This is a genomic window from Alteromonas sp. BMJM2, assembly GCF_027257845.1.
Taxonomy (GTDB): domain Bacteria; phylum Pseudomonadota; class Gammaproteobacteria; order Enterobacterales; family Alteromonadaceae; genus Alteromonas.
In genome coordinates this window covers 17,973-37,534 of the sequence record NZ_JAPVOT010000020.1, presented here as the reverse complement: position 1 = coordinate 37,534, position 19,562 = coordinate 17,973, and the positions used below count along the sequence as shown (strand labels likewise).

Below are 19,562 nucleotides of genomic sequence, written 5' to 3'. Positions count from 1 at the left end.
GCGATCGATTAGGCGATTCCTCACTCTTATACTGGTGAGTTCATTGATACTTATCATCTTTAATGCGGCTATACATGGATATCGCTCGGCCATGTCTGTGTCTGCATCCTTGATGGATAATGAATTAAAAAGTGTATTGCACGCGTTAGCGTTAAGTGAAGGAAAATCAACAAGCGAATTGAAGGCGAATGAACTTGCTTTTCAAATATGGCGAGGAGAAAAGCTCGTTTCACACAGCGGCCTTTCGGAGCGTTTACCCATTGCCCGTTTTAATGATGGATTCTCAGACCAGAATTTTAGCGGGCAACGATGGCGAGTTTTTAAGCAAGCTATTGATGGCGAACTTACTATCATAGTTGCTCAGCCTCTGCACCATCGCGTGTTGTTAACAGAGTCGTTAACGATATCAGCAATCACGCCATTTCTTTACGCAGTGCCACTACTCGTTATTGTTATACTACTGGTTGTTACTCGGGGTCTAACGCCGTTAAAAGTGTTATCAAATAAACTGTCAGTTCGAAAAGGGAAGGATTTGTCTCCAGTGACGCTCTCGTCAATTCCCACAGAGATGATGCCGGTAATGGATACGCTGAACACCATGTTTGCAAGGCTTAACAGTGCGTTTGAGCGAGAACAACAGTTTGCATCCAATGCAGCACATGAATTAAGAACGCCATTGAGCGTTATGAAGATAAACCTTCACAACCTTGCCGAGTCGATGGTAGAGAAAAAAGACGCTTTGCAAAATATTCAAAAAGACACGGACAGAATGATTCACGTTGTTAACCAGATATTGCTGCTCAGTCGCACCAGTCCTGAGTTATTTAAGATGCAACTCGGCAGAGTGGATGTTGTTGCCATAGCTCAGAGAGTTATTACCGACCTGTACAGCAAAATTGATGATAAACAACAAGAAATAGGCCTTGAGGGTGAGGCTGCAATTTTAATGAGTACGGAATTTACGCTGTACACGCTATTACAGAACCTCATTGCGAATGCCTGCGCATACTCACCTAACGAGGCGGTCATTAAGGTATCTGTTTCACAAAATGAAAAAAACACTGTGATATGTGTAGATGATTCAGGGCCTGGTATTGACGCATCAGAGCGAGAAAATGTTTTGAAGCGTTTTTATCGCGACCAACACCAAGACAAGTACAAATCTACAGGCAGTGGACTGGGACTTGCTATCGTGGGGCAGATTGTGACCATGCACAAGGGAAGGATAGAATTAGACACCGCCCCAATAGGGGGCTTACGCGTTCAAGTAATGCTACCGAATCTGAGTGATGCTGAATGACAATTTTTTCAAAGCGCTCGGTGCTACTTTCTTGGTTTTTAGTGAATGGATTGGTGTGCGCTAATGCAAAGGCCGCGCTGCCTGAAGCAGTTATCGAGATTCGAAATCATCTTTTCATCCCTCAAAGCGTCACTGTACCTGAAGGGCAAAAAGTGCGCTTAGTTTTTATCAATCATGACAGTACACCAGAAGAGATTGACAGCTTTGATTTAAATCGAGAGAAAGTGATTTTTGGTCAAAGTCGAGGGGTTATTTTTATCGGTCCATTGCCCGCAGGAGAGTATGGCTTTTTTGGTGAGTACCATCCTAACTCTGCAGTAGGCAAAGTGATTGTCACCAACGGTGCTGACCACGCTATTGACGGCACGAGCGAGGGAAAGGCCCATGATTAACTCTGTTATATTGTTTATTCGCGACACCTTGCCCATATTTTTACTAGTGAGTTTGCTGTTAAGTCAGTCAGGGATGCGGCTGCTTCCTTTAGGCCTAGGTATACTTGTTGGACTTTTGTTTGCCTGTGGTTGGTATGTAAATCTTTCTTCGCTGTCAACAATAGCAGACGGCGCGGGGCTTGAGCTTATTAAAGTCGCTCTACTGCTTTTTGAATTGATGATGGTGTGCTTTTTTGCCAGAGCTGTAGTGGCCCAACATCAAAGAGCAAATTTGTGGGCCGTATTACTCGTGGTGGCCATCACCTCAGGCAATGCCATTCACTTTTTCATTTATTCGGTAGCTTATTGGTCGAATGAGCAAACAGATATGGGCCTGCTAATGGGCAGCATCATTGGCCTAGGTATTAGTTTGAGTTTGAGCATACTGCTTCATGCGATGGTTAATTCGATTAGATACTCATTACCTAAGCTGATTGTTCTGTGCGTGTTTTGTGCTGGGCAGTTTGCCGGCATTGTCACTCTATTAGAGCAAATCGACTATCTTAATGTGTCTGCAAGACTTTGGAATTCCTCAACATGGGTGGCGGATGGCAGCGAATATGGGCATTTACTCAATGTTTTGTTTGGCTACGAGGCTACGCCCAGTAGTGCGTATATGACTGCATATTTGGCTGCGGTTTTTCTGCCCATTTTATCCGCTTTTGTATTTCGAAAAGGCACTGGCATGGAAAAATACGAGGCACCATCATTATGAAAAAAATTATTGAAAGTGCTATTCGATTTGCGATGAGTTATGCAATGAACAAATCTGTTAAAAATTTCATGAAGTCTGGGGTGGCACGGTCACTTTTAATTATGCTTTCTTTCAGTCCGTTTGGCCCGGTAGTAGCAGATAATTTTGTGGTAGATAAAGTTTATCACCCCTATGTGTTGCCATTTGAACGTGAGTTTGAGTGGCGCCTGACATCTCGTCAAAATGACGAAGGTAACCTACTGATGCAGCGAATATCTGCTGGGCATGCACTCTCTGAACGAACAATTTTAGAGCTCTACGTGGTGGGCAGCAGGGACGAGAATGATGACTTTTCGGTTGCCTCTTATGAGCTTGAATTACGTTCTATGTTGACAGAGCAAGGGCAATACTGGGCAGATTGGGGATTGTTGTTTGAATTGGAAAAGCAAAATGATAGAAACGATTGGGAAATAAAAAGCGGTATTTTGACGGAAAAAGAATTTGGGCGTTTTTCGCTTACTACTAACGTAACCTTAGTTTACGAATGGGGCGAAACCATAAAAAACGAATTCGAAGGCGAATTTAAAATGAAATATCGCTATCGCTGGATCCCAGAAGTTCAGCCTGCAATAGAATTCTACGCCGCTGAGGACTTTATTGGCGTTGGCCCAGCATTTATGGGGATTCGTCGGTTCGATGGACAAAAGCAGCTAAAGTGGGAGTTGGGCTTTATCGCTGGGCTAAATGGTGACAATAAAGACCATACGCTACGCATGGTATTAGAATACGAGTTTTGATACGCGCAGTGACAAAATTATTTAAATAAATTGCAAATAGCATTAGGTCTTAAGTTTGACTTAATATTCATATCTCATAATCGGACTTAACAGTTAACAAAGTAGTTGTTTATGTTAAGTACCGAATTATCACAAGACAGTCGTTCTAGCGCTCGTTGCGCTAAGCACATATATCCTCGCCATGCTCTTGCGCAGTTATTCATAGGCGTTGAGTCATCGATGCAACGCGTTGAGCTTCAACGCCTTATTGCTCATGGTTTTGCCCGTTCTTACCACGCTACGCTTCAACATTTCATGCCTGTATTATTGGGCGTAGGTGGCAGTAAGCCTTTTGCTGCGTTAGGCGCGCGGAGCGCAGCGTCCCCTTTGTTTGTAGAGTCTTACATGCCGGCGCCAGTAGAAGACATATTGGCGCAGGTAAATCTAAACGTTGCGCGCAATCAAGTTGCCGAGATTGGCAATTTATACAGTCGCAACGGTAGTTTTACGCAACCGCTACTACTCCTTACAGCGCTTAGCCTGCAACAGCTAAATTATTCGGTGATTGTGTTTGCCGCAACATCATCATTACGAGATTTAATGACAAGCATTGGCCTACCACTCACCTATTTATGCGATGCGTCAAAGCACTGCTTGCACGATGAAGGTAAAGAGTGGGGGACTTACTATGAGACGAAACCCCAAGTGGTTGCGCTTCGCACCAGCGAAGTATCGAGACTCGTTGCCAGCAGTGAACCAGTGGCAAAAATGTTCGATTGTATGGCGCCACTTCTGCCTGAAATAACAAATGTATTTGAGGCCCATTTATGATCTTAGACCCTCATGTGTTTCAAAATGATGATACTGCACTTGTGTGGAATGGTGGCAGCATGTGTTATCGGGATTTAGATGCGAAAGTGACGCTAGTCTCTGAATGGTTGTTACAGCAGCCAGAAACACAAGTAGCACTCATTGCTGAGAACAGCGCAGAGTGGGTTGTTTGCGATTTAGCCGCACAAGAAGCAAATAAAGTGCTTATTCCTGTACCCGTTTATTTTTCAAAGCAACAGCGTAAGCATTTGCTTAACGAGGCCGGCATTGAATTATTAATAGCTGATAGCGGCAACACGAGTGAGTACACTGACCACAAAGGCGTAAGCCGAATTGAGAGTCCTTTTGAAACCCTGCAGGCTTATAAAGTGAAGCCTCATGGTCATCCTTGTATCCCTCGGGGAACGGGGAAAATCACCTTCACCTCAGGGTCTACCGGCCAGCCTAAAGGGGTTTGTTTATCGAATACTTCCCAGCGTAACGTAGCGAAAAGCTTGTCCAATGCAGTGGCGTTAAAGCGAGTTAAACATTTATGTTTATTGCCATTACCCACATTGCTAGAAAATATTGCGGGCGTATATGCGCCGTTATTAGTGGGCGGTTGCATTGTTCTACCTACTAGCACAGAGCTTGGGTTTAGTGGTGCAGCACTCACAAATCCAAACGCCATGCTCTCTCAAATTAATGAACATCGGCCCGAAACGCTTATTTTAGTGCCGGAATTATTATTATTACTTGTTTCAGCCTGTAAGAAAGGCTGGGTACCACCAACCTCACTTACCTTTATTGCCGTAGGAGGTGCACACGTGGCGCCAGCCTTACTTGAAAGCGCCCGCGCTTTGGGACTTCCTGTCTTTGAGGGGTACGGCCTCTCAGAAGGTGTATCGGTAAATACGTTGAACTTACCCGGTAAACATTGTGATGGCAGTGTCGGTGAATCACTTGGGCATAACACGCTATCTATTGAAAATAACGAACTTATCGTAAAGGGAAACATCTTTCTTGGTTACCTGAATCAGCCAGACTCATTTTATCCTGTTGAGGTGAAAACCGGTGATTTGGTGTCTGAAGAGGGGGGCTATTTTCACATTCAAGGGCGCAAGAAAAACCTCATTATTACTAGTTTGGGGAGAAATATCTCACCTGAGTGGATTGAGAGCGCGCTCACCTCAACAGGCTATTTTCAATATGCATTGATCGTTGGTGAAGGAGAAAAAGCCTGCAGTGCAATTTTAGTTAAACGAGACCGTACACTCACTGAACAGCAGATTGCACAAGTCATCGCATCTGTTAACCATTCCTTACCTGAATATGCGCGTATCGCAAAGTGGCATGCGCTCGACGTGTTACCAGAGAGCGCATTGTTACTTACTGCTAATGGCAAGCTCCGTCGAGAGCAGGCGCTACAGCATTTTCAATCAACTATTAGCAATTTACTCAACCAACAGGTTGCGTAATTAAGGAGATACCATGAAATTATTTGAAAGACTTGAAAGCGAAACACAAAATGAGCGTGCTTATTTAACGTCATCGCCTATTATTCGTCGCTGTTTCGAGGGCAATATTTCAACCGAAGACTATACTGCATTTTTGTCGCAAGCTTATCATCATGTAAAGCACACAGTTCCGCTGCTAATGTCTACTGGCGCTGCTTTACCAGAGAGTAAGGAATGGCTGCGTGAAGCTGTGGGAGAGTACATCGACGAAGAAATGGGCCATCAGGAGTGGATTCTAAATGACTTAGCGGCCTGTGGTGTTGATAAAGAAACCGTAAGACATAGTGCACCCGCTGCTGCGACAGATTTAATGGTGTCTTATGCCTATGATGCGATACGCCGTAAAAACCCGTTGCGCTTTTTTGGGATGGTATTTGTGCTGGAAGGCACAAGTATTGCGCTGGCCGATAATGCTGCGGCATCAATTCAAGGTGTGCTAGGGCTCCCTAAGTCGGCATTTAGTTATTTGCGTTCTCACGGTTCGTTAGATCAAGAGCATATTGTGTTTTTTAAAGACCTGATGAATAAAATTGATGATAAAGCAGAACAAGATCTCATCATCCACTCTGCCAAAATGTTTTTCCAACTTTACGCGAATATATTTAGAACGTTGTCGTGCTCTAACTTGCTTACGGAGGCAGCGTAATGGCCATCGCTTTTGAAAAGCAGGTGTGCCTATTAACCGGCGCATCGGGTGGGATAGGAGAGGCCATTGCCAAACAATTAGCAAGCCTTGGAGTCTCACTTATACTTACAGGACGAAATACCAGCAAGTTAGGGAAGCTTGTAGAAGTCTTGCCAGGCCAACACACTGTTGTATGTGCCGATCTGACACAGACTGATGATATGGAAAAAGTGGTGGCACTTTGTCGCGATAAATCGGTAACTATGCTGATTAACAACGCTGGAATCACTGAAACAGGTTCATTTATTAGTGCTCCACAAGGCGCTGTAGACTCTGTCATTGAGACTAACTTGATTGTTCCTATCACGCTTACACAAAAACTGATCCCCATATTACTGCGCGCACCTGACGCTCGCATTGTTAATGTCGGCTCTACATTCGGCAGTATTGGTTTTGCGTGTCACTCTTTGTATTGTGCCTCTAAATTTGGCCTGCGCGGGTGGACGGAATCATTAATGAGAGAGTACGCAGGGACAAATCTACATTTTCATTATTTTGCACCCAGAGCCACGCAAACATCAATTAACTCAGCGCAAGCTACGTCGATGAACCAGGCGTTAGGCAATGCTATGGATACCCCTTCTGATGTAGCTCAAGCGCTTGTTGACATGCTTTATAAGAAGCAGTCACGACGCTTTCTTGGCTTTCCAGAAAAATTGTTTGTAAAAATTAATGGTGCGTTTCCCAGCTTGGTGGATGCAGCGCTAAAAAAACAGCTTCCCACCATTAAACGCTATATGAAATCGCGTCAAGAGGAGAAATTATCATGAGATTTTTAAACGCTACAATGGCATCGGTGTTGCTTATTCTAAGTATGGCAAGTAGTGCCAATGAGGGCTTGTTGGCTATTCAACATGAATGGGCCGAAATAAACTATTCTGAGTTAGAAGGTGATGACAAAGTCGACGCTCTACTAGCGCTTGCAGATAAGGCAGAGTCTTTAGTAAAGCTGACCCCAGAAGGGGCAGAGAGCTTCATTTGGTTGGGAATTATTCAATCAACCACCGCAGGTGCGAAGGGGGGCCTCGGTGCGCTAAAATATGCAAAGGCAGCGAAGAAAAGTTTTGAAAAAGCACTGCGTCTTGATGAAACAGCGCTTCAGGGATCGGCAATGACAAGTTTAGGCGTGCTTTATCATAAAGTGCCGGGGTGGCCGATTGGGTTTGGTAGTGATAAAAAAGCCGAAATGCTGCTGACAAAAGCGCTTTCTCTTAATTCTGATGGAATTGACCCAAACTTCTTCTATGCAGAATATCTTTTTGATGAGCGTGAATATGACAAAGCGATGAAGTACCTAGCGAAAGCACAAGCAGCAGCGCCACGCCCAGATAGACCTCTTGCTGATAAAGGTCGCCAAAAAGAAGTAGAACTATTAAAACAAAAAGTACTGGCAAAGATGAACTAGCATTGTCGTTAAATTGCATGGCATCGGCTTTTACACTTTTTGCAGGAAAAAGCGCTACCTGAGCGTAAAATGAATTAGACTAAAATGCTCGCAAATTATCTGACTTCCGGTTATTTGCGAGCAGTTCAACAAGGCTAAGCTAATACACATAAAGCTAAACGCTTTTTTGATGGGCTTCTGATCAACCTTTATTTTCAAACTATTTGAGGCCGAATCAGCGCTTATACCAAACCAATACATTTAGCATTTTGTTATAACTGAATAGGGCTATTTAACTTCAAGCAATTCCACTTCAAATATTAGCGTGGAGCCAGGTGCTATTTTTCCAGCTGCGCTGTCGCCATAGGCTAGGTGTGAAGGAATGAAGAATTTATATTTATCTCCCTCAACCATAAGCTGAACGCCTTCCGTCCAGCCTGCAATAACACGGTTTAGTGGAAAACTAATGGGCTCACCACGTGCCACCGAGCTGTCAAATACAGTGCCGTCAAGCAACGTGCCGTGGTAATGCACTTTTACTGTTGATGATGCCGTTGGGTGCTGTGTAGCTTGTCCTTCTTGAAGTACTTCGTACTGAAGGCCTGAAGATGTCTCTTTTACTGCAATATTGGCTTTATTTTCTGCTAGAAACACGTTGCCGGCTTCAATGTTTTCAGTCGCAACTTTCTTGTTTGATGTGTGGCGAGTAAAAAAGAAAATGGCTAAACCAATCACGATAGCTAAAATAATAAACTTCATCAGTAGTCTTCTTTTATTTGTTGTTGTAAATAGGCGTTACAAAAAGAGATGCTAAACAGTGTAACACTCGTCATCGTTAACGCGTGTAATTTCTTATAAAGTGAAAAAAGCCCGTAACATCGACCTATAGAATGGGCTTTATAAGCTATTTGCTAAACCTATCTATAAGTAATCCAAACTGACTGCGGCTTCCTACTATCGTTACGTATCCCTTCTCAGGAAGCTTATCGAGCTCTTGTTTAGATAAGCAAAGGTAAGTGTCTTCAAACTCCCTTGTCTCAATAATTTCAATACGGTGTCGGCAGTATTTTTTACCGTCTATCTTTTTAAATGCCATGCTTTGGTTAACACTGTCTTCGCTTATAATACTATGCAAACTAAGGGGAACGGATTGGTCTACAAACACTAAGCAAGAAGCTAAAAATACGAGTGGCATTCCTGGGATGGCGAGTTTGCCCCGCCAGTCTTTCGTCACACGTTGGGAAAGCGTGTTGTCCATCCCTAAGCATAAAAACCAAAGCGTTATTAGGGTAAGAGATAGCAGCCAGAAAAAGGCACCGGTATTTTCTGTCCAACTTTTTGCCACCATAAATTCAGAAAACATTGGGATGATAACTGTAAGGAGTAAGGTAATGAACGATATAAACATTACTCGTGTTATGAGCAGTTGTTCTGACCATTTCACTCTTGCATGAGATGAACTGACTTTGTCATCATCAACAGCTTGGTGTTGCTTAGACTGTAAAAGCCGTTTTTCAGAGAGTGCAGCTTGCGCCGCTTGGTAGCGCTCAGGAAAGCGGGCTTTATCGACATTGGCAATAACGTCTTCGAGTTCTTCCACAGTATAAAGAGCATAGTCTGGTGTGTTGTCGAGCATGTTGATATATCCGTATCCTTGGAATGCTGCTGCAAGGTGCCTTTACCATTTACAACGTATTTATTTACTGAGTCTCTTTAAAGAGTCTCTATTTACAGGTTCTCTATTTACAAAGAATCGTTTTCATTTGAAACCGGGCCAGGGGTTGGTACGGTCGATTCTTTTTCCATCAAATGGGATTTCCAGCGCTGTTGCGATACGTGAGCTTTCACAAGTTCTAGGCATTCGTTTACCACATTCAATACTTCTTCATCGAGAGCATCAGCCGTGGGGGTGTAGTCGTGCATGCCCACAGCAATAAAGTGGTCAATACGATCAGAGTCTAGGTCGCTTAACAAATTAACTAGGGATGAGGTAACAATGTCAGTAACCGACTGCTCCAGTGTATTTTCAATGGTTTTACCTATGATGGGCAAGTAATTAAGAGACGATACTTGCGCATTGCCTCGCACAGCCTTACCAACACTCTTTCGTACGTGCTCTCTTATTACGTCACCGTGTTCATCGTTACTGATAGATTGCCCTAGGTGATTAATAATGCCGGCCATCCATTGAGTGATAACAGGGCGTCGTGGTGCAAGCACTTGGTTAGTAATATCATCAAGCAGCGGAGAGCCCGCCGAAATATCTTTTTGTGCATCGCTTAGTACTTTTACGACTATTCTGTCGCTTAACTCTTCTACAAAAACATCGTAGTAGAAGGTAAAGAACCGAAAGATAGCGGTTTGATTTAAGTCGATAATCTCGTATTTGTGCAGGCGGTGCAAAATAGACAATATGCGGAGAAAGCGAAACAGACGTGTGCCGCCCGTTGGGATAAGCCCAACAAGATCGTACCAATGTAAGAATGGGAAGAAGTACCAGCGCAGGTGCTCTTTTCTTACTATGGCTACTGCCCAGCGAAAACAAAACTCAGTAAAAAATATGCCTATGAATACTAAGTCGACAAGTAAAAAGTTGTTGTGTATGGGGTCGTAGGCATCAATAACGGCGGGGAAGTGCACGCCAAGCTGCTGATACACAAAATTAGTTGCGTATAGAGCATCAAATATGAGCCATGCTAAGTTTATAAACAATAAACCCAGCATGACTAAGTCTAAAATTAACCAAGGCGTTTCATGACTGTTTCGCAGATTTTCTCGGTTAATCTTTAACATGTCTCTATCCTGTAGATGTTAGCCTGGTAACGTCAACATAAAGCTTTAGTTTTTGTCCAGGTTGCAAATAGCGCTTCGTATTAAGGCTATTCCATTTGCTAATATCGCTTACTTTTACATTGAACTTATTGGCAATACGCGAGAGCGAGTCGCCGTTACGCACTGTGTAAGTCACCTTTTTGGTAACTCCAGCGTCGCTTTTACCCTCTAGCCACACCACCAGGGTTTTGCCGGGGCGCAACATGTCGCCAGGTGCCATACCGTTCCACTTTGCAAGCTGTCTTGTCGATACTTTATATTTTCGAGCAATGTCCCACAGCGTATCACCAGACTTTACGGTATGGCGAACCTTTTGCTTCGATTTATTGCTACTTTGAATACTCGCTAATCGCTGCTCTTGAGAAAGGGCATAGTCATCTAACGCTTTAAGAGCAACAGGTACCATAATAGCTTGGCCAATGCGTATCATTGACGAATCCAGTTCGTTAATCTGCTGAATGACCTTTATCGTAGTATGGTACTGATTGGCAATATTCCCTAGGCTGTCTCCGCTTTTAACTGTATGACGCACCCAATTTAGGCGTTCTTTTCTGTCTATTTTTGCCAATGCTTGGGTAAACGATGCTGCTTTTTCTACCGGCAACACAAGGCGATGAGGCCCATCCGGTGATGTAGCCCAGCGGTTGAACCCTGGGTTGAGGCCGTGCAGCTCCTTCAATGACATATCAGCAAGTTCTGCAGCAAACGCAAGGTCTACCTGAGAGCCGATATCCACTACTTCAATAACCGCTACATTTTCAACTTCTGGCCATGCGTAATCAAAGGCAGTTTTATTCTTCAAAATATCCGCAAGGGCTAGAAGCTTAGGAACGTAAGCACGGGTTTCTCTAGGCAAACCTAAATGCCAAAAGTCGGTGGGCTTGCCTGCACGTTTGTTTGCACGAATTGAGCGCATAACGCGCCCTTCGCCGCTGTTGTAAGCTGCTAGTGCATGCAGCCAGTCGCCATCAAACATGTCGTTGAGATAGGTAAGGTAGTCAAGGGCACCTTGAGTAGAGGCCACTACATCGCGTCTTCCGTCATACCACCACGTTTGCGGCATGCCAAAGCGTTTACCCGTACTTGGAATAAACTGCCACATTCCTGCCGCGCGGCCATGGGAATAGGCAAACGGATCGAAGGCGCTTTCTACAATCGGGAGTAACACTAACTCCATTGGCATATTGCGCTTTTCAATTTCTTCAACAATGTAAAACAAGAACGGCTTTGCGCGTTTTACCACGCGGGCCATGTATTCTGGGTGCTTTAAATACCAATCTCGCTGCGCAGTCACGCGGCGGTCATCCGGTATATTCAGTGAAAATGTATTGCTGGCTCGCTGCCATACGTCGGTAATTATCGCAGCCACTTCTACGTCTTCAGGGGCCGTAATTTCCGCACTTTCTTCTAACACATCATCTTTTGGGTGGATGACATCAATGACGCCGTCTCTTGCTACCTCGCAATCGGCAATGTCTTCTTCACCTAAATAGGTTTCAGCACATGCTTCAAGTGCTGCTTTCTCGTTTTGCTCTACGGCTACATTTTCACTTTCATTTTCGGTTAACTGACATCCTGAAAGCCCTAACGCCAATAGAACGGACGCAAGTGGGAACAACTTCGACTGCATATTTTGAAGAAACCTCTTTGTGTACTGCAAGGGCGTAATACTACGCTAAATGGCAAATATATTCACTAAAACTCATCTTTCCAACGTCGAACGGCGGCGAATACAGCGGCATCGTCCGTCAGTTCAGTATCAGCAAAACGCTGTGCAGCGTCCCTTACCGCTGGCTCATGTGAGCGCAAGAAAGGGTTTATCTTTTTTTGTTCGTCTAGTGTACTGGGCAAGGTCGGCTGGTCGTGAGAACGCTTCGTTTTTACCCAAGCATCGTAGTCTTGTAATTCGCTGTTGTTAGGCTCTACCGCGAGGGCAAAGTTCACATTCGCCTGCGTATATTCGTGAGTACAATACACCGCAGTGTCATCAGGCAGGCGCTTGAGCTTATTGAGTGAATGCAGCATTTGCTCTGGTGTGCCTTCAAATAATCGGCCACACCCGGCTGAAAACAGAGTATCGCCGCAAAATAATGCACCGTGACCGAAAAACGCGATGTGGTCGAGGGTATGCCCCGGTACTTCCATCACTTGAAACGACATATCTACAACCGGCAGGGCTACCGTATCGCCTTGCGCCACGGTTTTAGTTAGCCCTCTTATATGCCCGCCTCTTGGGCCTATAACGGGCAGACCTGCAATAGCCGAGACCAATTTGGCAATGCCACCTGTGTGGTCGCGATGGTGATGGGTAATAAGAACGGCAGCTAAGTTCAATGCGTGTTCGGCCATGTATTTTAACACTGGCTCAGCATCACCTGGGTCTACAACAACCGCATTTTTACCGTTGTGGATACACCAAATGTAGTTGTCGGTAAAGGCGGGTATTGGATGAACGGTTATGCCCGAAGGCAATGTGTCGATGCGCATAGTACACCTGCTTGTTTAGCTTCAATTATGCGTTACTATAGGGGCATGTGGTTTACAGAGCAACCGATGAGCGTGTGAAGTGATAATGAAAACGGCGTTTAGGTCAAAGCCACCGCGCTATCCCGGTAGCTGGGATGAATTTCCCGCAGGAGAAAATATTAAGTTGGCGGTGGAGCAGGTTTGCAATGAATATGCAGAGCGTATCTTTGGCTATCACTTTGTAAAACTCGGCAACTTAAGCGCACAAATTCAGCTAAACGATAGTCCAATTCATCATCGCATTAATCATACCCCCGACTTTACCTGTAGCGAACGGGCTAAAGACGACATGTTTAAGGCTGTCGCAAATGGTGAGGCTGACGAAAGAACAGACTCTGCAAACGAGAAATTTATTATTGGCCAAGCGCACAAACTGCCGTTTTCAGAAAACAGTATTGATGGACTATTGTTGGCCAACGAGCTCGATTTTGCCCAAGATCCTCACGAAATTTTGCGTGAAGTAGACAGGGTGATCACTCAAGACGGACACGTTATCATCAGTGGCTTTAACCCACTTAGCTTAGCTGGTGTCGCCAAATACTTGCCCGTAAAGCGCGATAATATTTTGCACGATGCCCGTTTTTTTACCACCTACAGAATGAAAGACTGGCTTCACCTTCTAGGGTTTGAAGTAATAGAGCAGCGGCAAATTCTTTTTTCCACGTTATTTTTTCAGCAGCGTTGGGAGGGAGCGGCCAAGCTTCAGCATTATTTATCGTCGTATTTTCCCTGGTGTAGTGCGGTGTATGTCATTTTGGCTAAGAAACGCGTATTCCCCATGACAGCCATTAGGCCAAAGCGAGCATTGAAACCCCAGTTTTCTGCCGTGGGGGCTAGTGCGCGTACCACATCACAGAAACAAAAAAGCCACGTTTAGCAACTACTTTGTAGTTGTCTAACCGTGGCTTATTGGCCTGTGTAGTTGCAAGGTTACAGCAACACGTTCTGGTTACTTAACGCGCATGGTTACTTAACGCGCATTCCGGGTTTAGCACCTTCATGAGGCTCTAGAATATAAAGGTCGTCGCCACCAGGTCCTGCGGCAAGTACCATTCCTTCACTTAAACCGAAGCGCATTTTGCGAGGTGCCAAATTCGCCACCATCACAGTGTGCTTACCAATTAACGCTTCTGGTGCATAGGCTGACTTAATGCCAGCAAACACTTGCTTAGTTTCGCCGCCTAAATCTAGCTCTAAACGCAGAAGTTTATCTGCTTTTTCCACGTGCTCGGCATTGGCAATACGGGCAATGCGAAGATCGATTTTGGCAAAATCTTCAAACGAGATAGTGTCGCTGATAGGGTCTTGCGCTAGCGGGCTATCTGGTGCAATAGCTGGCTGTTGTGGCGCTAGGCTCTCTTTAGAGTCGTCAATCATGGCGTCAATTTTCTCCATATCTACACGCTGCATCATAGGTTTAAATTTGTTGATAGCGTGGCCTGTAAGCACTGTTTGTAGCGAAGCCCAATTGAATTCGTCATTCAAAAAGCTCTCTGCTTTTTCCGCTAAAATAGGCAGCACCGGCTTTAAGTAAATTGTTAATAGACGGAACATATTGATGCCCAACGAGCATACGTCGTGGGTAAATTGCTGCTTAGACTCGTCTTTAATCGTTACCCAAGGCGCATTGTTATCAATAAACTGGTTCGCCTTGTCTGCTAGGGCCATTATCTCGCGAATTGCTTGGTGGTAGCGACGCTTTTCAAACTGTTCTGCAATACCATCTGCGGCATTTTGAAATTCAGCAATGAGTTCTGGCTCAATGACGTTGTCTGATAACTTGCCATCGAAGCGCTTGGTAATAAAGCTAGCGCAGCGGCTCGCGATGTTAACAACCTTACCTACAAGGTCAGAATTTACTTTCTGCGCAAAGTCGGTGAAATTAAGGTCGATATCAGTGACCCCATCACTTAGCTTAGACGCAAAGTAATAACGTAAATATTCTGGGTTCAAATGGTCTAGATAAGTACGGCCTTTAATAAAGGTACCGCGAGACTTAGACATTTTCGCGCCATTTACCGTAACAAACCCGTGGATGTTAACCCCAGTAGGCTTGCGGTATCCTGCGCCTTCTAGCATGGCCGGCCAAAACAGACAGTGGAAATACGTAATGTCTTTTCCGATGAAATGATATAGCTCGGCAGTAGAATCGGCCTTCCAGAAATCATCAAACTCAAGGCTGTTTTGGTCACAAAAGTTTTTAAAGCTGGCCATATAACCAACAGGGGCGTCTACCCATACATAGAAAAACTTGTTTGGCGCGCCAGGAATTTCAAACCCAAAGTACGGAGCGTCGCGGCTGATATCCCACTGCTGAAGGCCTTCTGTAAACCATTCTTGCAGCTTGTTTGCCATTTCTTCTTGCAGCGCACCGGAGCGTATCCACGTTTTTAGCATATCTTCGAACTTAGGTAAGTCGAAGAAGAAATGCTCAGATTCTCTTAGTACTGGCGTAGCGCCAGATACCACGCTGCGCGGGTTTTTAACTTCTGTTGGGCTATAAGTAGCACCACAAACATCACAGCTATCGCCGTTTTGATCTTCTGCGCCGCAGCTTGGACACGTGCCCTTTACAAAGCGATCTGGAAGAAACATTTCTTTCTCAGGATCGAAAAGCTGATTGATCACGCGTTTGCTAATGTAACCTGCGTTATCAAGGCGAGAATAAATCTCTTCACAAAATGCCTTGTTTTCCGGTGAATGGGTTACATAGTAGTTGTCGTAATCCACATGGAAATCAATGAGGTCTTGGTGATGCTCTGCGCGGGTGCGGGCAACCATTTCTTCTGGCGTAATGCCAAGCTCTTGCGCTTTAAGCATAACCGGTGTGCCATGTGCATCATCGGCACAAACACTGTAACATTCGTTTCCGCGAAGACGCTGAAAACGGGTCCAGATATCTGTTTGAATATGTTCAAGCAAGTGCCCTAAATGAATAGAGCCATTTGCGTATGGCAACGCACTGGTTACCAGAATTCGGCGTTTTTCTGACATAATGACGTTATTGATTCTTTGCGTTTCAAAATGGCTGCAAATACTAGCGGAAAACCGCGTTTTTTGCATTACGTAATTCAAACAAATCTTCAGGTTGTAGGGCAATTTATGTTCTTTTCTCGCAAAGCCGAACCGGTAACCCAAAAGGTTGCTGCTATTTTAGCCAGCTATTTCAGTATGGATGTAGCCGAAACGGCTTCTTGGTGTAAAGCGACGTCTACCGATGGCAACGCCGAGGGCGTGCATGTCACACTGCCATTTTGTATCGATAGCCAGTTACCCGTGCTACGCGATTTGGTGCTTGCTAAATTAAAAGCAGATTCAAAGCATGCGTTAACTGAGTCGCAGTTGTTTTTTTCAACCGAGATAACAAGCCAGCAAACCAAGCTGGCACCAATCACTAACATTAAAAATATTATCGCTGTGGCGAGCGGTAAAGGCGGAGTAGGGAAGTCTACCACCAGTATTAACCTTGCCTTTGCCCTTATGAAAGAAGGCGCCAAAGTTGGCATTTTAGATGCCGATATATACGGGCCGTCTATTCCTATTATGCTTGGTAATACCTCGGCGCATCCAGAAAGCGAAGACAATAAACACATGCAGCCGTTAATGGCATATGGATTGGTGGCAAACTCTATTGGGTACTTGGTACCTCAAGACGATGCGGCTGTGTGGCGGGGCCCCATGGCAAGTCGAGCCCTAACGCAATTATTAAACGAAACACTGTGGCCGGTGCTTGATTACTTAATTGTTGATATGCCGCCAGGCACGGGAGACATTCAGTTAACCATGGCGCAGCAGGTGCCGCTCACTGCCGCCGTCATTGTTACCACTCCCCAAGACCTCGCGTTAGCCGATGCACAAAAGGGTATAAGCATGTTTGAAAAAGTAGACGTGCCGGTACTTGGGCTAATAGAGAACATGAGTTACTACCAATGCCGAGCATGTGGAACCAAAGACTACGTATTTTCAAAAGACGGGGGTGAAGCGTTAGCCGAACGCCATGGCTTGCCACTGCTCGGACAATTACCACTGGATATTCATATACGTGAACACGGCGACGCCGGAACGCCCTTGCTCATAAGTTCGCCAGACAGCCCAATATCAGCAAGCTATCAAGAGGCCGCACGGGCTCTATCAATGCAATTAGCCCTTACACTCTCACCACGAGAAGACGGTAATAAACACATTAAAGGCAACCCCATAGGCATTGTGGGTAGTTGATTCTTGATGAGCTAAAACCTCACTTTGCAATTTTCTTAACGAAAGCGCGAAAAACACTCGTTCAGGCAGTTGATTGGACTGCCTTACATACGCATAATAGCCGCCTAATGAAATGAGGAATACATCATGCGTTTGTGTGACCGCGACATAAATCAATATTTACAAGAAGGCAAGATTGCCATCGACCCAACCCCTAATTACGATCAAATTAGTGGGGTAACGGTAGATATCCGTTTAGGAAATAAGTTTAGAGTGTTTGAAGAGCATCAAGCGCCTTATATTGATTTAAGCGGCCCAAAAGTTGAGGTTCAAGAAGCACTCGATCACGTGATGAGTGACGAAATTGAGCTGGAAGACGGTAAAGCGTTTTTCCTTCACCCCAAAGAATTAGCGCTTGCTGTTACGCTTGAGTCGGTTACCTTGCCCGATAACATTGTGGGTTGGTTAGACGGTCGTTCTTCACTGGCGCGACTAGGGCTAATGGTGCACGTAACGGCACACAGAATTGACCCCGGTTGGTCTGGCAATATCGTGCTTGAATTTTACAACAGCGGTAAACTGCCTTTAGCACTTCGCCCAGGAATGAAAATTGGGGCGATAAGTTTTGAAGTGTTATCTAGCCCAGCTGAAAAGCCTTACAACGCTAGAGTGGATGCGAAATACAAAGGGCAAGATGGCGCTATTGCAAGTCGCATAACCTCAGACGACCAACATAAGTAACCCTAAAGCCACGATTAATGTGGTAAAGGGTAGTGCGTTTCCCGTCATTTACTGGTAGAAATTATAATAGCGAACAAAAGCAATTATAAATGCGACAGGTAAATGGGAAGCGCAATGAACACCACGCCTCAAAGCGAAACTACTAAAAAGCAAGAAACTCATAAAAATCCATCGAATAACAAAAAGCCCACGCCCAAAAACCTCATTATTTTACTGGCGTTTGTTATCGCCAGTGTCAGTGGATTGGCATTGTGGTTTGTTGGGCAGCCTAAAGATATTGTCTTTACCGCAGGCATTACTCTATTTGTAGCCATTTTGTGGGTAACTGAAGCACTCCCAATTCCAGCAACCTCATTACTGCCCTTCGCACTATTCCCATTGTTCGGTGTACTGTCTCATAGTGAAGCGGCATCATCACTTGGCAGTCACGTCATCATGTTGCTAATGGCGGCGTTCATGCTTTCAAAAGCATTAGAACGTGCCAATCTTCACAAGCGCTTTGCTATTTACATGCTGCGGCTAACCGGCAGTGGAAGCCCTATGAAGCTGATTTTAGGCTTTATGATAACCACCGCAGTGCTGAGCATGTGGATAAGCAACACCGCCACCATTTTAATGATGTTGCCCATGGCAATTGCTATTATTAATGCAGTCGATAACCCTCGTTTTGGCGTGGCGCTTATTTTAGGTATTGCCTATTCTGCCAGCGTTGGCGGGGTAGGCACACCAATAGGCACGCCGCCCAATATTATCTTTATGAGTGTTTACGAAGAAACTCAAGGCATGGAATATAGCTTCATCGATTGGATGAAAACAGGCATTCCTATTGTCATTGTTGCGGTACCTATTATGGCATTGTGGCTTGCCCGCGGTATTAGCGTTGTGGGTAAAATAAACCTTCCTATGCCCGGTGAATGGTCTCATGCAGAAAAGCGGGTTTTAGCTATTTTTGGCACGGTTGCTATGGCATGGATTTTTCGCCCTTTTTGGACTGCGTGGCTAGGGGTTACTACTATCAGCGATAGTACTATTGCTGTTGCGGGTGTCGCGGCCATGTTTTTAATCAATAGCGGTAACGATTGCGGGCAGGTGGATGCCAAAGGCAATCGCGATAAGTTATTAGATTGGAAAACAGCAAATGATATTCCTTGGGGAATGTTACTGCTTTTTGCAGGTGGTATTTGTATTGCCAAAGCGTTTACTGCATCTGGGCTAAGCGTTTTAATGGGCACCTGGTTAACGGGCCTTTCAACATTACCGATAATACTGCTGGTGCTAGGTATTTGCTTATTTGTTACCTTTTTAACTGAAATTACGTCAAATACGGCCACGGCAACATTGCTAATGCCCATATTGGCAGCCGCTGGCGTAGCGGTAAGCGTAGATCCCAAGCTACTTATGATCCCCGCCGCAATTAGCGCAAGTTGCGCGTTTATGCTGCCCGTTGCGACGGCACCAAATGCCATTGCGTACTCAACAGAAAAGTTTGATATAAAAACCATGGCCCGAGAAGGCATTGTGCTCAACGTTATTGTGGCGTTAGTGGTTACTGGCGTGTGTTATATCACGCTGTCGTAGTTGATTTTCAAAGAAGTGGTTAGCAATTAAGCGCTTGAGAGCATTATTTGCTAATTGTCGTTGCATTGTTGATTATTTTGAGTAGACTTAC

At 44.9% G+C, this 19,562-nt stretch carries 19 protein-coding genes; 13 read left to right on the top strand and 6 right to left on the bottom strand.

Annotation, left to right across the window (positions count from 1 at the left end):
* Positions 1 to 34: 34 nt before the first annotated feature.
* The 9 genes from O9X84_RS16410 (at position 35) to O9X84_RS16370 (ending at position 7,618) form a co-directional block, all read left to right on the top strand.
* Positions 35 to 1,300, top strand: a complete 1,266-nt coding sequence (locus tag O9X84_RS16410) for a sensor histidine kinase (RefSeq protein ID WP_269520794.1) — start codon at positions 35 to 37, stop codon at positions 1,298 to 1,300.
* A complete protein-coding gene (locus O9X84_RS16405) occupies positions 1,297 to 1,692 on the top strand; it encodes a cupredoxin domain-containing protein (RefSeq protein WP_269520760.1) in 396 nt (131 codons plus the stop codon). The genes O9X84_RS16410 and O9X84_RS16405 overlap by 4 nt, the downstream gene beginning before the upstream one ends.
* Entirely contained in the window at positions 1,685 to 2,446 is a 762-nt protein-coding gene (locus O9X84_RS16400; protein ID WP_269520759.1) for a hypothetical protein, read from the top strand. Before O9X84_RS16405 ends, O9X84_RS16400 begins: the two co-directional genes overlap by 8 nt.
* A 101-nt stretch (positions 2,447 to 2,547) precedes the next feature.
* The gene (locus tag O9X84_RS16395) at positions 2,548 to 3,222 is read left to right on the top strand and encodes a hypothetical protein (RefSeq protein ID WP_269520793.1); all 675 of its coding nucleotides are present in this window, start codon (positions 2,548 to 2,550) and stop codon (positions 3,220 to 3,222) included.
* A 111-nt stretch (positions 3,223 to 3,333) separates the two neighbouring features.
* Complete coding sequence (locus tag O9X84_RS16390) at positions 3,334 to 4,032, top strand: thermostable hemolysin (protein ID WP_269520758.1); 699 nt, start codon at positions 3,334 to 3,336, stop codon at positions 4,030 to 4,032.
* Complete coding sequence (locus tag O9X84_RS16385) at positions 4,029 to 5,489, top strand: AMP-binding protein (protein ID WP_269520757.1); 1,461 nt, start codon at positions 4,029 to 4,031, stop codon at positions 5,487 to 5,489. The genes O9X84_RS16390 and O9X84_RS16385 overlap by 4 nt, the downstream gene beginning before the upstream one ends.
* Positions 5,490 to 5,502: 13 nt before the next feature.
* Positions 5,503 to 6,174 carry a TenA family transcriptional regulator gene (locus tag O9X84_RS16380; protein ID WP_269520756.1) on the top strand — a complete coding sequence of 224 codons (672 nt, stop codon included), beginning with the start codon at positions 5,503 to 5,505 and terminating at the stop codon, positions 6,172 to 6,174.
* The gene (locus O9X84_RS16375; protein WP_269520755.1) at positions 6,174 to 6,983 is read left to right on the top strand and encodes an SDR family oxidoreductase; all 810 of its coding nucleotides are present in this window, start codon (positions 6,174 to 6,176) and stop codon (positions 6,981 to 6,983) included. Before O9X84_RS16380 ends, O9X84_RS16375 begins: the two co-directional genes overlap by 1 nt.
* A complete protein-coding gene (locus tag O9X84_RS16370; RefSeq protein WP_269520754.1) occupies positions 6,980 to 7,618 on the top strand; it encodes a hypothetical protein in 639 nt (212 codons plus the stop codon). The genes O9X84_RS16375 and O9X84_RS16370 overlap by 4 nt, the downstream gene beginning before the upstream one ends.
* A 267-nt stretch (positions 7,619 to 7,885) precedes the next feature.
* Here O9X84_RS16370 and O9X84_RS16365 read toward each other — a convergent pair whose 3' ends face one another.
* The 5 genes from O9X84_RS16365 to gloB form a co-directional block, all read right to left on the bottom strand.
* Entirely contained in the window at positions 7,886 to 8,356 is a 471-nt protein-coding gene (locus O9X84_RS16365; RefSeq protein WP_269520753.1) for an FKBP-type peptidyl-prolyl cis-trans isomerase, read from the bottom strand.
* Between the two features lie 145 nt (positions 8,357 to 8,501).
* Positions 8,502 to 9,233, bottom strand: a complete 732-nt coding sequence (locus tag O9X84_RS16360) for a hypothetical protein (protein ID WP_269520752.1) — start codon at positions 9,231 to 9,233, stop codon at positions 8,502 to 8,504.
* Between the two features lie 107 nt (positions 9,234 to 9,340).
* Entirely contained in the window at positions 9,341 to 10,390 is a 1,050-nt protein-coding gene (locus O9X84_RS16355; protein WP_269520751.1) for an ion transporter, read from the bottom strand.
* Between the two features lie 4 nt (positions 10,391 to 10,394).
* The gene (locus O9X84_RS16350; protein WP_269520750.1) at positions 10,395 to 12,059 is read right to left on the bottom strand and encodes a lytic transglycosylase; all 1,665 of its coding nucleotides are present in this window, start codon (positions 12,057 to 12,059) and stop codon (positions 10,395 to 10,397) included.
* Positions 12,060 to 12,124: 65 nt separating this feature from the next.
* The gene (gloB, locus tag O9X84_RS16345) at positions 12,125 to 12,916 is read right to left on the bottom strand and encodes a hydroxyacylglutathione hydrolase (RefSeq protein WP_269520749.1); all 792 of its coding nucleotides are present in this window, start codon (positions 12,914 to 12,916) and stop codon (positions 12,125 to 12,127) included.
* A gap of 85 nt (positions 12,917 to 13,001) precedes the next feature.
* On the opposite strand from gloB, the gene O9X84_RS16340 reads away from it, so the two are divergent.
* Positions 13,002 to 13,832, top strand: a complete 831-nt coding sequence (locus O9X84_RS16340) for a class I SAM-dependent methyltransferase (RefSeq protein WP_269520748.1) — start codon at positions 13,002 to 13,004, stop codon at positions 13,830 to 13,832.
* Positions 13,833 to 13,921: 89 nt separating this feature from the next.
* On the opposite strand, the gene metG is transcribed toward O9X84_RS16340, so the two are convergent.
* Positions 13,922 to 15,949, bottom strand: a complete 2,028-nt coding sequence (gene metG, locus O9X84_RS16335) for a methionine--tRNA ligase (RefSeq protein WP_269520747.1) — start codon at positions 15,947 to 15,949, stop codon at positions 13,922 to 13,924.
* Between the two features lie 108 nt (positions 15,950 to 16,057).
* On the opposite strand from metG, the gene apbC reads away from it, so the two are divergent.
* The 3 genes from apbC to O9X84_RS16320 all read left to right on the top strand — a co-directional run bounded on the left by apbC (position 16,058) and on the right by O9X84_RS16320 (position 19,471).
* Positions 16,058 to 17,173 carry an iron-sulfur cluster carrier protein ApbC gene (gene apbC / locus O9X84_RS16330; protein ID WP_269520746.1) on the top strand — a complete coding sequence of 372 codons (1,116 nt, stop codon included), beginning with the start codon at positions 16,058 to 16,060 and terminating at the stop codon, positions 17,171 to 17,173.
* A 126-nt stretch (positions 17,174 to 17,299) separates the two neighbouring features.
* On the top strand, positions 17,300 to 17,893 hold the full coding sequence (gene dcd, locus O9X84_RS16325; protein WP_163106762.1) for a dCTP deaminase: 594 nt from the start codon (positions 17,300 to 17,302) through the stop codon (positions 17,891 to 17,893).
* A 114-nt stretch (positions 17,894 to 18,007) separates the two neighbouring features.
* Positions 18,008 to 19,471: an SLC13 family permease gene (locus O9X84_RS16320; RefSeq protein ID WP_269520745.1), complete on the top strand. Its 1,464-nt coding sequence runs from the start codon at positions 18,008 to 18,010 to the stop codon at positions 19,469 to 19,471.
* The last annotated feature ends 91 nt before the right edge of the window (positions 19,472 to 19,562 follow it).